General features: G+C 66.7%; 9 protein-coding genes. 3 read left to right on the top strand and 6 right to left on the bottom strand.

Annotation, left to right across the window (positions count from 1 at the left end):
* Nucleotides 1–31 precede the first annotated feature (31 nt).
* Nucleotides 32–1,603 carry a molybdopterin-dependent oxidoreductase gene (locus ACFC4D_RS27640; protein ID WP_376067866.1) on the top strand — a complete coding sequence of 524 codons (1,572 nt, stop codon included), beginning with the start codon at nucleotides 32–34 and terminating at the stop codon, nucleotides 1,601–1,603.
* Between the two features lie 121 nt (nucleotides 1,604–1,724).
* Entirely contained in the window at nucleotides 1,725–2,345 is a 621-nt protein-coding gene (locus ACFC4D_RS27635; RefSeq protein WP_375965662.1) for a Uma2 family endonuclease, read from the top strand.
* Between the two features lie 27 nt (nucleotides 2,346–2,372).
* On the opposite strand, the gene ACFC4D_RS27630 is transcribed toward ACFC4D_RS27635, so the two are convergent.
* Together ACFC4D_RS27630 and ACFC4D_RS27625 are read right to left on the bottom strand one after the other, a co-directional pair.
* On the bottom strand, nucleotides 2,373–3,851 hold the full coding sequence (locus ACFC4D_RS27630) for a DHA2 family efflux MFS transporter permease subunit (protein ID WP_376067864.1): 1,479 nt from the start codon (nucleotides 3,849–3,851) through the stop codon (nucleotides 2,373–2,375).
* Nucleotides 3,852–3,905: 54 nt separating this feature from the next.
* The gene (locus tag ACFC4D_RS27625) at nucleotides 3,906–4,610 is read right to left on the bottom strand and encodes a PadR family transcriptional regulator (protein ID WP_375965668.1); all 705 of its coding nucleotides are present in this window, start codon (nucleotides 4,608–4,610) and stop codon (nucleotides 3,906–3,908) included.
* Between the two features lie 183 nt (nucleotides 4,611–4,793).
* On the opposite strand from ACFC4D_RS27625, the gene ACFC4D_RS27620 reads away from it, so the two are divergent.
* Complete coding sequence (locus tag ACFC4D_RS27620; protein WP_376067863.1) at nucleotides 4,794–5,810, top strand: helix-turn-helix domain-containing protein; 1,017 nt, start codon at nucleotides 4,794–4,796, stop codon at nucleotides 5,808–5,810.
* A 7-nt stretch (nucleotides 5,811–5,817) separates the two neighbouring features.
* Here ACFC4D_RS27620 and ACFC4D_RS27615 read toward each other — a convergent pair whose 3' ends face one another.
* From ACFC4D_RS27615 to ACFC4D_RS27600, 4 genes are all read right to left on the bottom strand, one after another.
* Nucleotides 5,818–6,036 carry a hypothetical protein gene (locus ACFC4D_RS27615; protein ID WP_376067861.1) on the bottom strand — a complete coding sequence of 73 codons (219 nt, stop codon included), beginning with the start codon at nucleotides 6,034–6,036 and terminating at the stop codon, nucleotides 5,818–5,820.
* Complete coding sequence (locus ACFC4D_RS27610) at nucleotides 6,033–6,458, bottom strand: SRPBCC family protein (protein WP_375965675.1); 426 nt, start codon at nucleotides 6,456–6,458, stop codon at nucleotides 6,033–6,035. The genes ACFC4D_RS27615 and ACFC4D_RS27610 overlap by 4 nt, the downstream gene beginning before the upstream one ends.
* A 120-nt stretch (nucleotides 6,459–6,578) precedes the next feature.
* Nucleotides 6,579–10,412 carry a multifunctional oxoglutarate decarboxylase/oxoglutarate dehydrogenase thiamine pyrophosphate-binding subunit/dihydrolipoyllysine-residue succinyltransferase subunit gene (locus ACFC4D_RS27605; protein WP_376067859.1) on the bottom strand — a complete coding sequence of 1,278 codons (3,834 nt, stop codon included), beginning with the start codon at nucleotides 10,410–10,412 and terminating at the stop codon, nucleotides 6,579–6,581.
* Between the two features lie 113 nt (nucleotides 10,413–10,525).
* A complete protein-coding gene (locus tag ACFC4D_RS27600; protein ID WP_376067857.1) occupies nucleotides 10,526–14,329 on the bottom strand; it encodes an ABC transporter ATP-binding protein in 3,804 nt (1,267 codons plus the stop codon).
* Nucleotides 14,330–14,445: the final 116 nt, after the last annotated feature.

The following is a 14,445-nucleotide window of genomic DNA, read 5'->3' as shown; positions in this document are numbered from 1 at the left end:
GGTGGCCCGATCCCGCAGTAGGGTCGAATTCGTGGCCGGTCGTGAACTTCGAATTGCCGGCGGCGTAGCCGCCGCCGCGGTGACCCTCGGGGTTGCCGAGATCATCGCGGTGCTGATCAGTCCGGACAGCACGCCATTGCAGGCGATCGGATCGCTGATCGTCGATCACACCCCGGATGGGGTGCGCGAGTGGGTGATCGGCACCTTCGGCACCAAAGACAAACTGGTGCTGTTCATTTCGATGGGCGCGGTCGCGGTGCTGGTGGCCGGGTTGGCCGGACTCGCCGAGCGGGTGAAGCGCCCGATCGGATCGATTCTCTTCGCGGCCTTCGGGCTGTTGGCGATCGTTGCCGCGGTCACCCGCGCGGACTCGTCCTGGACCTGGGCACTGCCCGCGCTACTGGGTGCGTGGGCCGGAATCGCGTTGCTGCGCAGCCTGATTCGCCGCATCGAGGATCTCGATGCGGCGAACGCGGCCGCGATGCCACCCGCCGATGCCTCGGAAACCGCCGCCGCGGAAGCGGATCCGGATGTAGCGGTGGAGCGCCGACTGGTCATGCGCGGGATCGGCATCGCATTGGCCTCCGGTGCCGCGGCCGGTCTGGTGGGACGCGTTCTCGGACTGCGGAAACGGGACGTCTCGGGGGAGCGGGCGGAGGTGCAATTGCCGCCGCCGTCGGGACCGCAGGTGGCGGTCGATCCGGCCGCCGATCTCCGAATCCCGGGCCTGTCTTCGTATCTCACGCCGAACAGCGATTTCTACCGCATCGATACCGCGCTGACCGTCCCGCAGGTCAGCAAGGACGATTGGTCACTGCGCATCCACGGCATGGTGGATCGCGAAATCCGGCTCAACTACGCCGATCTCGGCTCCCGGCAGGCCATCGAGAAACTGGTGACGCTCACCTGCGTCTCCAATCCCGTCGGTGGCGATCTCATCGGCAATGCCAGCTGGCTCGGCTATCGGCTGGATGAGATTCTCGCGGAAGCGGGTCCGCATCCGGACGCCGATATGGTGTTGTCCCGCAGTATCGACGGCTTCACCGCGGGCAGTCCGCTGGCCGCGCTCACCGACGGCCGCGATGCCATGCTCGCGGTCGGCATGAACGGCGAACCGCTGCCCACCGCGCACGGCTATCCGGTGCGCATGGTGGTGCCGGGCCTGTACGGCTATGTCTCGGCGACCAAATGGGTGACCGATATCGAGATCACCAGATTCGATCGCGCACAGGCGTATTGGACCCGGCGCGGCTGGTCCGAACGCGGCCCGATCAAGACCGGAACCCGCATCGACACCCCGGCCGGCGGCAAACTGGCGGCGGGCAAGGTGACGGTGGCGGGCGTCGCCTGGGCGCAGCATCGCGGCATCAATGCCGTGGAAGTCCGCATAGACCAGGGTGCATGGCAGCCCGCGCGGCTCGCCGCCGAACCGTCGATAGACACCTGGCGGCAATGGGCTTTCGACTGGGACGCCACCTCCGGCCCGCACACCATCTGGGCGCGCAGCACCGACGGTGCGGGCGTCGTGCAGACCTCCGATCAAGCCGGTGAGGTCCCCGACGGCGCGACCGGTTACGCGTCGCGGTTCGTGCGCATCGGCTGAAATACCGCAAACCACCGGTTATTCGGAGTGTCGGAGTGGCGAAAATGCCGAACGGCCGTTTTGCCCGCGCCCACGGTTTACGATCGCCCAGGCCGTTCGACGCCCGATCAAGGAGCGCCATATGACCGGAGTGCTGGAGTGGGCGCGGGCGGAAAACCTGCAGCCCGAACCGATCACCCTCGATGTCTGGAAGCAGCTACCCCGCGACTTCTGCCGCATCGTCGAAGTGGTGAACGGTGATGTGGTGCGCGCCGATCCGGCCCCGCAGCCGCATCGCAATGCCGCCCGGCGCCTCGCCGCCATGCTCGAGGTCGCCGCCATCTCGCATATGGGGCAGTACAGCGACGGTCCGCTCTACGTCGGCACCGATAAGGACGTACTGCTCTGGGAACTGCCGCGGGTCACGCTGCGCCGCCCGGACGTCGCGCTCTTCACCTGCGCCCCAACGGTTTCCGGGGTGCTTCCCGCACCGCGCGTGAAACTCGCGATCGAGGTGGTGTCACCGCTGACCGAACGCGTGGACACCGCCGACAAACAGGCCGAGTACGCGCTCGCTGGCATTCCGTGGTTCTGGCTGGTGTATCTGGACCGCGATCATGTGACCGCGATCCAGACCCACGTGCTGGTGCTCGGGCACTACCGCCCGCACCGGCGGCTCACGCCCACCGGCGGTGAGACGCTGATAGATATGCCGATAGAGATCCGCATCGACTGGACCCGGTTGTACGGGCTCGTCTATTGATGCGGATCCCCTGTCGCACAGGCTGATTCAGCCCGCGATATCGACCTTCTCCGGAGCCGGGGCCTGCCGGTGATCACTCTTGCCGTGGCCGACGAACAGCGCGGACGCCACCACGCCGATCAACAGGATGCAGCCCGGCAGAATCATGGACTGGCTGAGCGCGGTGCTGATCTTGTCCAGCACCTCCGGCGGAATCTTGCCGCCACCGCTGCCGCCGCCCTCCATCACCGGACCGCCGGGCAGATGCTGCGCCGACAGCCGCGAGGACATCAGCGCCGCGATGGCCGCCGAGCCCAGCACCGAACCCACCTGACGGGTGGTGTTGTACACGCCCGCGCCCGCACCGGCCTGCTGAATCGGCAGGTTGTGCGTGGCCGTGGTGGCCAGCGGCGCCCAGATGCAGGCATTGGCGATACCGGCGATACCGCCGATGACCAGGAACAGTGGGATCGAGGTATCCGGCTTCATCAGCGCGGAGAAACCGAAGATGGTCGCCGCGAACACCGCGAAACCGATGGTCGGCAGAATGCGCGGCGGCATCCGATCCGAGATCTTGCCGATGATCGGCGCGAACACACCGGTCAGAATCGCCATCGGGGCCAGCACCAGCGCCGACTTGGTCGGCGACATGCCGTGCACCTGCTGGAGGAAGAAGTAGAACGGCACGAACGTCGCGGTGATCGACGCGCCCATGGCCGCGATCGCCAGGCTGGACAGCGAGAAGTTGCGATCCTTGAACAGGCTCATCGGCACCAGCGGTTCACCGGTATTGCGCGCCTGATTGACCACGAACAGGCCGAGCACCACGATGCCGCCGCCGATCATCAGCCAGATCAGCGCGTCCCAGTCCCGGGTGCCGCCCTCCTGGATGCCGAACACCAGCAGGAACATGCCGACCGCGGACAGTGCCACGCCGACGAAGTCGAACTTGTGCTCGTGGGTCTCCAGCGCGGGCACCAGCCAGGCCGCCAGCACGAACGCGATGATGCCGATCGGCACGTTCACGTAGAAGATCCACTGCCAGCCCTGCCAGTCCACCAGCACACCGCCCAGGATCGGGCCGACCAGGGTCGCCAGACCGGCGACGCCGCCCCACAGACCCATGGCCGCACCGCGCTTGTCCGGCGGGAAGGTGCGGGTGATGACCGCCATCGTCTGCGGGGTCATCAGTGCCGCGCCCAGACCCTGCACCGCGCGGGCCGCGATGAGCATCTCGATGCTCGTCGACATGGCGCACCACAGCGAGGCGAGGGTGAAGACCGTCAGGCCGATCAGGTAGATGTTCTTGGGGCCGAAGCGATCTCCGAGTCGCCCGGTCACCAGCAGCGGTACCGCGTAGGCCAGCAGATAGGCCGAGGTGACCCAGATGACCTTGTTGATATCGGCGTTCAGGTCCTCTTTGATCGCCGGATTGGCCACCGCGACGATGGTCATGTCCAGCAGGATCATGAAGAACCCGACAACCAGCGCGTATAGCGCCAGCCACGGATTGCGTTGAGTGGACATGGGATTCCTATCTAGAGATGAAAGTCTTTGTGGGGGAACGGTTTCCGCGGTTTGTCAGGGGACCACGCCCTTTCGGACGGCAGCCAGATCCGCCTGACTCAGGCCCGCGCCCCAGTCCGCGCCGAGCCGATCGTCGTCATCGTCATCGCAGCTCGGGATGCGTTCGCCGGTCTCCGGGTCGAAATCGGACCACGGCAGTTCGCCGGACTCCAGTTCGGCGATCGTCTTGCGCAGCCAGCCGACCTCGGTGAGATTCGTGGCGTGCAGGAACTCGATGACCATCCAGTACCGCCGCGGCACCCGCCGCGAACGGATCCAGTCCTGCAGCGCCTCGAACTCGGCGACTCGCCCGTCCAGCCAGGTGACGCGTTCGCGCAGTAGTGCGATCACATCGTGCACTGGCAAATTGTGCGCCTCGGCCATGGCGAGCGGAAAAATCGGGTACTCCTTCACCGGAGTGCGAAGGATTTCCGTGATGCGCGTGCGCAGGCTGTCCCGGCCCGCCGGATTGATCCGATAGGTGGTCCGTTCCGGGCGATTACCGGCCCGATCGGTGCCTTCGGCCACCACCAATTCCTGCTCCGCCAACCGCGCCACCGTGTGATAGAGCGAGCCGGGTTTGATCTTCACCAGCTCGTCCTCGTGCCGGGTCATCAGGAGTTGATACATCTCGTACGGATGCATCGGCTTCTCTTCCAGCAGCGCGAGCACCGCGATCGCCAAAGGCGTCAGCGTCGCACTCGCCTGCTTGCCGGTCATATCGGCCTCCTGTTCCGCTCCAAATATTCCACGTGGAATATACGACGTGGAACATGGCGGGCACAACCCACTGTGCCCTGGCGCACAGTTGGTCCGGACAGCGCACGGGTGGGTCCGGATGGCGCACCGCGCCAGTCACTTTCGGGGCAGGACGGGAAACAGGCCGCTCGGTAGGCTGACGCGGTGGTCAGGGATTCGGTGGCATCGCATGTGATGCGGTTGCTGGTGGGGGTGGCGCGGGAGTCCGGGGTTGCCGAGCATGAGCTGGCCTTCATCGAGGGGGTGACCGGACCCGCGGTGGACGATGATCTGACGCGGTTTCCGACCTCATCGCTACTGCGGGTGTGGGAGCTGATCGCGGCGGCCGATCCGGTGGGCGGGGGTGCGCGCGCCATCGCGGCCGCGGACCGGGGGCGATTGCACGTGTGGGACTACCTGGTGACCGGAGCGCCGACGCTCGCGGCGGGTTTCGCGGACGCGGGGGAGTATCTGAGCGTCATCTGCGATCCGGTGGCGCGAATCTCGGTGGTGGAGGACGGTTCTCGGCTGACGGTGCAGCACGACAATCTCTCCACCGGCACCGAGGTGGACAACACCATCAACGAGTACGCGCTCGGATTGATACTGCGCCGTGCGCGAGATGCGCGCGGAGACGGATTACGGCCCGTACGAGTGGATTTCGCGCATACCGCGCCGCGGCGGCACGGACATCTCGACGAGGTGTTCGGGACCGGGAACATCCACTTCGGCCAGGGCGGGAATCGAATCACCTTCCTCGACGCCGAATCCGAGCCCGCCACAAGACCTTTCGATCCCGAGCTGCAGCGCGTCATGCGGATGTACGCGCGCTCGATCATCGACAGCGCGCGGCCCGCGCCGGATTGGCGCGAGAGCTTCCGCGGTGCGATCGGGGAGGCGCTGGCGGACAGCCACGGCCGCGGCACCTCGCTGGAGGAGGTCGCGCACCGGCTGGCCATGAGCCCGCGCACCCTGCAACGCCGGCTGGCCGAACACGAGACGACATGGCGAGAGGAGTTGGAGGCGGTGCGATTCGAGCGTGCCACCCGGTTGCTGCGCGAGACCGATCTCTCGCTGCAATCCATCGCCGGACGACTCGGCTACACCGATCATCGCACCCTGCGGCGCGCCTTCCAGCGCTGGACCGGGCAGACCCCGGACGCCTTCCGGCGCGCCGCCTGAGCGCACCTCACGACTTCGCGGCCCGCGCCGCCTTCGCCGCGTTCAGGGTGACGGCGGCGGCGTTCCAGATGGCGTACAGGCTCACCGCGTACGGCACCCAGGTCGGATGATGAACGGCGATCAGCACGATCGTCGCCACCGCCAGCGCGAGCGCGCGATGCACGATTCCGTTGTGCAGCAGGCTCTTCAGCACGATCGTGTGCACCGATGGCTGGACCGTGGTCATCGCTCCACCCGCTTCTTCAGCGCCTCGTTCGACAGTTCGAAACTCTCGATGGTGCTCGCGATGGTGCCGCTCATGAAGGGAGCCAGCACCCCGCCGAACTCCTCCGCCTGCACGAACCGCGTCCCGCCGTCCCGCGCCTCCATCGTGAACTTGTGCGTGCCGTCGAAAAGCCCCGGCACCACCACGATTCCCTTCCAGGTGACCGCCTTCGCATGCTCGGCCACCAGCACCCGGGGCTTGAAACCCATGGGCCGCCCCGTCACCGGATACATCCGCATCTCCAGCCGCTCACCGACCGCGAGCGTCCCCTTGGCCTCCCGGATGAACGGATTCCACTCGCTGTAACTCTCGAAGTCACTGAACACCGCCCACACCTGCTCCGGTGTGGCGTCGATCTGAATATCGGTACTGATCGATTTCATGCATCCGAGCCTATGACCAGCACATTCGCACCGAACGGGATGCAACGCGCCAGCTAGGGGACAAACGGCGCCGGGCCGGATTCCCGTGAGAATCCGGCCCGGAACGTGAAAACGGTTGTGCTAGACGGTCGGTGCGAACGCCTCGCCGATGATCTCGGCCTGCTCCACCGCGTGCACCTTCGACGAACCCGAGGACGGGGCCGACATGGCGCGCCGCGAGATGCGACGCAGCTTGGCGAAGCGGGCGGGCAGGATCTCCGGGAGGTTCAGGCCGAAGAAGGGCCATGCGCCCTGGTTGGCCGGTTCTTCCTGGACCCACACCAGATCGGTGGCGTTGGGGTAACCCTCCAGCGCCTCGTTCAGGCGGAACTTCGGGATCGGGTAGAGCTGTTCGACGCGCACGATGGCCACGTCGTCGCGCTTGTTCTTGTTCTTCTCCGCGACCAGCTCGTAGTAGATCTTGCCGGAGGTCAGCAGGACGCGCTTGACCTTCGAACGATCACCGTCGCCGCTCTCGTAGGTGGGCTCCTCGAGCACCGAACGGAACTTGTTGTCGGTGAAGTCCTCGACCTCGGAGACCACGGCCTTGTTGCGCAGCATGGACTTCGGGGTGAAGACCACCAGCGGACGGCGGATGCCGTCGAGCGCGTGCCGGCGCAGCAGGTGGAAGTAGTTCGACGGGGTGGAGGGAACCGCCACCGTCATCGAACCCTCGGCGCACAGCTGCAGGAAGCGCTCGATACGACCGGAGGTGTGGTCCGGACCCTGGCCCTCGTGACCGTGCGGCAGCAGCAGCACGACCTCCGACAGCTGGCCCCACTTGGCCTCACCGGAGGAGATGAACTCGTCGATGATGGTCTGCGCGCCGTTGACGAAGTCACCGAACTGCGCCTCCCACAACACCAGTGCGTCGGTGTTGCCGAGCGAGTAGCCGTATTCGAAACCGACGGCGGCGTATTCGGACAGTGCCGAATCGTGCACCGCGAACCAACCCGGATTCTTCGACCCGATGTTGTGCAGCGGGGTGTACTCGCCACCGGTCTTACGGTCGATGATCACCGAATGCCGCTGCGAGAAGGTGCCGCGACGCGAATCCTGACCCGTCAGGCGAACGGCCTTGCCCTCGTCGATGAGCGAACCGAAGGCCAGCAATTCGGCCATCGCCCAGTCGATCTTGCCCTCGTACGCCATCTCGCGGCGCTTCTCCATGACCGGCTTGACGCGCGGATGCACATTGAAGCCCTCGGGCGCGTTCACGAACGCGTCGCCGATGCGCTGCAGCACGGTCTTGTCGACCGCGGTGACCAGCGTGGTCGGCATCTGCTGCTCGTCCTCGACCGATTCGGACGGCTCCGGAACGTACTTCTCCAGCTCGCGCACCTCGTTGAAGATCCGCTCCAGCTGCCCCTGGTAATCGCGCAGGGCGTCTTCGGCTTCCTTCATGGAGATATCGCCACGGCCGATCAGGCTCTCGGTGTAGGCCTTGCGGACCGAGCGCTTGGTGTCGATGGCGTCGTACATGTTCGGCTGCGTCATCGAGGGGTCGTCGCCCTCGTTGTGGCCGCGGCGGCGGTAGCAGATCATGTCGATGACCACGTCGCGGTTGAACCGCTGGCGGTAGTCGACGGCCAGCTTCGCAACCCACACACAGGCTTCCGGGTCATCGCCGTTCACGTGGAAGATCGGCGCGCCGATGAACTTCGCGATGTCCGTGGAGTATTCGGTCGAACGCGAGTACTCGGGCGCGGTGGTGAAGCCGATCTGGTTGTTGACCACGATGTGCACGGTGCCGCCGGTGCGGTAACCGCGCAGACCGGACAGGTTCAGCGTCTCGGCGACGACACCCTGACCGGCGAAGGCCGCGTCACCGTGCAGCATGAGCGGCACGACGGAGAAGCTGCGCGCCTCTTCGCCCTTGGTGACCAGGTCTTCCTTGGTGAGCAGATCCTGTTTGGCGCGAACCAGACCTTCCAGCACCGGGTCGACGGCCTCGAGGTGCGACGGGTTGGCCGTCAGCGAGACCTCGATGTCGTTATCGCCGAACATCTGGATGTAGGTGCCGCGCGCGCCCAGGTGGTACTTCACATCGCCGGAGCCGTGCGTGGCGGCCGGGTTCATATTGCCCTCGAACTCGGTGAAGATCTTCGAGTAGGGCTTGCCGACGATATTCGCGAGCACGTTCAGGCGGCCGCGGTGCGGCATACCGATGACGACCTCGTCGAGGGCGTACTCGGCGCACTGATCGATGACGCCGTCCATCATCGGGATGACGGATTCCGCGCCTTCGAGCGAGAAGCGCTTCTGGCCAACGTATTTGGTCGCGAGGAAGGTCTCGAACGCCTCGGCCGCGTTGAGCCGGGACATGATGTACTTCTGCTCGGCGACGGTCGGCTTGGCGTGCTTCTGCTCGACCCGGTCCTGAATCCATTGCAGCTGTTCGGGATCCAGGATGTGGGTGTACTCCACACCGACGTGGCGGCAGTACGCGTCACGCAGGATGGACAGCACATCGCGCAGCTTCATGCGCTCCTGGCCGTGGAAGCCCGCGACATTGAATTCGCGATCCAGATCCCACAGGGTCAGGCCGTGCTGGGTGACATCCAGATCCGGATGCGAACGGAACTTGTCCTTCACCAGCCGCAGCGGGTCGGTGTCGGCCATCAGGTGACCGCGGTTGCGATACGCCGCGATCATCTCCTGAACGCGGGTCGACTTGTCGATACCGCGTTCCTTGATGTCCTTGCGCCACCGGATCGGCTCGTAGGGCACGCCCAGGCCGTGGTGGATATCGTCGTAGAACTCGTCCGAGATCAGCAGGTTGTGGATGGTCCGCAGGAAATCGCCGGACTCCGCGCCCTGAATGATGCGGTGATCGTAGGTCGAGGTCAGCGTCATGAGCTTGCCGATACCGATTTCGGCGAGCTGCTCATCGCTCATGCCCTGGAATTCGGCCGGGTACTCCATCGCGCCCGCGCCCACGATCGCGCCCTGACCCTGCATGAGCCGCGGCACCGAATGATTGGTGCCGATGGTGCCCGGGTTGGTGAGCGAGATGGTGACGCCGGAGAAGTCGTCGGCGGTGAGCTTGCCGTCGCGCGCGCGGCGCACGATGTCCTCGTACGCGCTGTGGAACTGCGCGAAGGTCATGGTCTCGGTGTTCTTGATGGCCGCGACAACCAGCGAACGGTTGCCGTCCTTGCCCGGAAGGTCGATGGCCAGGCCGAGATTGGTGTGCGCGGGGGTGACCGCGTTCGGCTTGCCGTCGATCTCGGCGAAGTGCCGGTTCATATTCGGGAACGCCTTGACCGCCTGCACGATCGCGTAGCCGAGCAGATGGGTGAAGGAGATCTTGCCGCCGCGGGTACGCGCGAGGTGGTTGTTGATGACCACCCGGTTGTCGATCATCAGTTTGGCCGGGAAGGCCCGGACGCTGGTGGCGGTGGGGATGGCCAGCGACGACGACATGTTCTTGACGACGGCCGCCGCCGGTCCGCGCAGGATCTTGGTCTCATCGGCGGTCGCGGCCTTGGGCGCGCCCGTGGTGGGGGCGGCGTTGGAGGCCGGAGCCGGGGTGGTCTGCGGGGTGCGCACCGCGGCCGCGGCGGGCGCGGGGGTGGCCAGCGCCGCGGGGGCCGGATTGGCGGCGGGCGCATTGTTCGCGACCGAAGTCGGCACGCTGTTCGTGGACGGTGCGACGCTCGGCGTGGCCTTCGGTGCGGCGGGGGCCGCGGGCGGGGTGACAGGGGGAGCTACCGCAGCTGTCGCCGGGGTGGCCGGCTGGCTGTTGCCGGTATCGCCGGGAGTGGACTCCGGCGAGTAATCGGCGAGGAACTCGTGCCAGCTCTCATCGACCGACGACGGGTCTTGCTTGTACTTTTGGTACATCTCGTCGACAAGCCACTGGTTCTGTCCGAACTGGTCTGTTGAGCTGCTCACAGCAGGTGTTCGCCTCATTTCGTTCTTCGCGCTGCGACGTTTGTGACGTGCCCGGCACGGGTAATCGGCGGATGCGCGCCGACGCGCCCCCTCTGAGGATATGCCCACCCCTGTAAGCCCATGGGCATGGACTACCACCGAGCGGACACGTTCCTTAGTGACGACTCGTCCTCAACTGAGAATATTCCTTCGGTGGCCTGTGCCGCAGCCCAGAGGCGGGAGTACCCGCCGTGTGTTGATAGCAGTTCTTCATGAGTGCCGATTTCGGTGATCTTGCCCTGGGCCACCACGGCGATCAGATCGGCCTGCGCGGCGGTCGCGAGGCGGTGCGCGACGATCACCGCGGTCCGGCCCTGCGTGACCGATTCGCTTGCTACCAGCACCGATGCCTCGGCCGCCGGATCCAGTACCGCGGTGGCCTCATCCAGCAGCAGCAGATCCGGCTGTACCAGTTCGGCGCGGGCCAGTGCGATCAGCTGACGCTGTCCGGCCGAGAGTCCACGGCCGCGTTCGCCCACCGGCTGGCGCATTTTCAGCGGTAGCGCGTTGATGGTGTCCAGTGCGCCGACCGCCGCGGCGGCCGCCTCGATCTCCGCTGAATTCGCAAAAGGTTTGCCGAATGCAATGTTGCTGGCGATGTCGCCGGTGAACAGGTGAGCTTCCTGAGGAACGACGCCCAGCCGCGATCGATAGTCGGTGAGCCGATAGTCGCGAATATCGACGCCATCCACGCTGATCGTGCCGCTTTCGGCGGTAATGCGATGTGTCCCATAGGAATCGGCTATCGAGCCGGATATATCACCGTGCCGTCGATCGTGATTTCCGTCATAGGGCATGTCGTACAACCGCGCCAGCAGTTTCACGATGGTCGATTTCCCCGCGCCCGTCGCACCCACGAGCGCGAGGCTGGTGCCCGGCGGAATGCGCAGCGTGACACCGTCCAGCGCCGGGGTATCGGTGCCCGGATAGCGGAAGCGCACATCGTCGAAGACCACCTCACCGCGCAGGCGGCCGGGCACGGCGACCGCGTCGGCGGGATCGGCGGCGATGGAAGACGGGGTGCGCAGCAGTTCTCCGATGCGGCGCAATCCGACTCGCGCCTGCTGATAACCGTCGAAGAGTTGGGAGAGCTGATGGATCGGGCCGAACAGCAGCTCCAGGTACAGCACGAACGCCACCAGCGTGCCCGCGGTGGTGACGCCGTTCGCGACCTCGCGCGCACCCATGAACACGACCGCGGCCAACGCCAGATCGGCCCATGCGCCGACGAACGCGAAGAACAGCGCGATGGCGCGCTGCGCCCGCATCCGGCTCACGCGATAGCGGTGCGAATAGCCGGTGAAGCGCTCGGCCGAGCGCCGCTCATGCCGATTCGCCTGCACCGCACGCAAACCCGCGACATTCTCGGCGAAATCGCCGTTCACGGTGGCGGCGTGCTCACGCGATTCGGTGTACGCGGCATCGGAGACCCGGCGGAACCACCAGGTGGCCAACAGCAATGGCGGCAGCGACAGGAAAACCACCAGCGCCAGTTGCACATTGATGACCAGCAGTGCCACCGCGATGCCGAGCACCATGAGCACGCTCACCAGCGCATCGGGCACCCCGGTTTGCAGGAAGGTGGAGAGCGCGTCGATATCGGTGGTCATGCGGGTCAGGATCTTGCCGGACAGCTCGCGCTCGTAATAGTCCAGTCCGAGCCGTTGTAGATGCGCGTAACTGCGCACCCGCAGGCCGTACAGCACCCGCTCACCCGCGCGGGAACCCCACACCAGCGCGGTCGAGGCGGCCAGCCAGCCGACGCCCGCCAGCACCGCCCCGATGACGGCGGCCTTGGCCAGTGCCGCACCGTCATGGTTGGTCACGCCGGAGTCGATGGCGTACCGCACGATCGACGGAAAGCCCACGCCGACAATCGCATCCACCGCCAGCAGCAGTACCGCGGCGATGACCAGCCAGCGCACCGGCCGCATGGCTTTGCTCAACCGGAATTCGGTATCCGGCTCGCGCAGCTCGGCCGGATCGAGCTCGGGCAGCTCGTTCGCGGCGGGCAGTTGCGCCAGCGATTTCCGAACCTCTTGCGGCGTATCGGGATCCAGCCCGGCGTCGGCTTCCAGTCCGGTGCGCGCGGGCGTCGCGATCGCCGGTCCGGGTGTGGTCTCCCCGCCCGGAGCGGGCAGGCGGATGATGCGGTCGGCGTGGGCGAGGGTGGATTCGCGGTGCGCGAGGATGAGGGTGGTACGCCCGGAATCGGTGGGCAGCGCGGCGAAGATGGCGGCCTCGGTGAGGGCGTCCACGGCGGAGGTGGCGTCGTCCAGGATGAGGATGCGCGGGTTCGCCAGCAGGGCGCGGGCCAGCGCGATGCGCTGGCGCTGACCGCCGGACAGGGTGAGGCCGCGCTCGCCGACCACGGTGTCGTAGCCCTTGGGCAGGGCCCGAATGAATTCGTCTGCGGCGGCCTGAACTGCGGCCGTGTGGATTTCGTCCTCGGTCGCCTCGGGGCGGCCCAGCGCGATATTCGCGGAGATGGTGTCCGACAGCAGGAAGGCCTCGTCGAAGACCACGCCGACGGCATCGCGCAGTTCGGTGGCGCGCAGTTCGGCGATATCGGCGTGGGAATCGTTGCCGTACAGCGAGATCCGGCCGGAATTCGGGGTGTAGAAGCGGGGGAGCAGCAGCGACAGCGTGGATTTGCCCGAACCCGCCGGACCGATGATGGCCACCGTCTCACCGGGGGCCACGGTCAGATCGAAATCGTCCAGGATGGGCCGCTTCGGATCGAATCCGAAGGTGAGACCGGAGATCTCGATACCGAGCGGCCCGGCGGGCAGTGCCACCGGATGTTCCGGATCGGTGCGTTCGGGCGCACTGTCGATGACCTGGTGCACGCGTTCGGCGGCGGCGCGGGTGAGCTGTGCCATCACCACCACCATGGAGATGGTGCGGGTGGCATTGGTCATGGTGGACAGGTAGGCGGTGAAGGCCAGCAGGGTGCCCAGCCCGATCGCGCCGTGCAATGCCAGCACACCGCCCGCGGCGATGACCGCCACCAGCCCGGCCTGCGGCACCGAGGACAGCGTCGGCCCGAATTTGGCGTCGATGCGGGCGGCGCGCATGCGTTCGGCATAGAGCTTGCGGCCGTGCCGTTCCAGCAGATCCACCATGCGGGCTTCCTGCCCGAAGCCCTTCACCACGCGCACGCCGGTGATGGTCTCCTCGACATGCTGGGCCAGATCCGAACCGCGCTGCTGCGCCGACCAGGTGGCGGCGTACAGCCGCGGGCGGACGCGATAGACGACCAGCGCGAGCACCGGCACCACCAGCAGCGCGGTGAGCGCCAGCGGCGGGGACAGCCACAGCATGACACCCGCGGCGAGCACGAATTGCAGTACCGCGAGCGAGGACCACGGACCCATGGCGAGCAGGCCCTGCACCAGGGTCAGATCGCTGATGGAGCGGGACACCACCTGCCCGGTGCGCAGCGCGTCCTGACCGGGACCGTCCAAACGCTGAAGCGCCGCAAGCAGATCCACGCGCAATTCGTGCTGCACATCGAGCGCGAGCTGCCCGGCGGCCATGCGGCGGCCGAAGGAGGACAGGAAGCGGCCGACGGCCAGCAGCGCCAGCAGCCCGGCCATGGCGGTGATGATGCCGGTGTTCCCGGCGGTGGCTCCGTCGAGCGCGCGCTTGGCCAGCAGCGGCCCGGTGACCTCGACCGCCGCGCCGATCAGCACCGCGCCGGCGATGCCCGCGAGCAGCCACGGATGTTGACGGCAGCGCTCCCAGAGACGGCGCAGCCACCCGGGACCGGCCGCCGCTCCGACAGCCGCGTTTTCGGGCGCTCCCGTGGCGGCCGCATTCCCGCGCGCCGTCGTCGCGCCCGTTCGAGCCTGGTTCACCCCGTTTTTCTCCACCCCGGCCTCATCCACCTTCATCACGCTCACCTAGTGCCGTAACGACGGCCCTCCCCCCAGTTTGTTCCCGGCCACCGACAATCCCGGGGTCGCGGGCGTGTCGGTGCGCGAAGTCGGACTCGCGCTTGTGCGGGGGC

The sequence above is a fragment of the Nocardia sp. NPDC056000 genome (assembly GCF_042269265.1).
GTDB lineage: Bacteria > Actinomycetota > Actinomycetes > Mycobacteriales > Mycobacteriaceae > Nocardia.
This window is presented reverse-complemented; position numbering and strand designations above follow the sequence as displayed.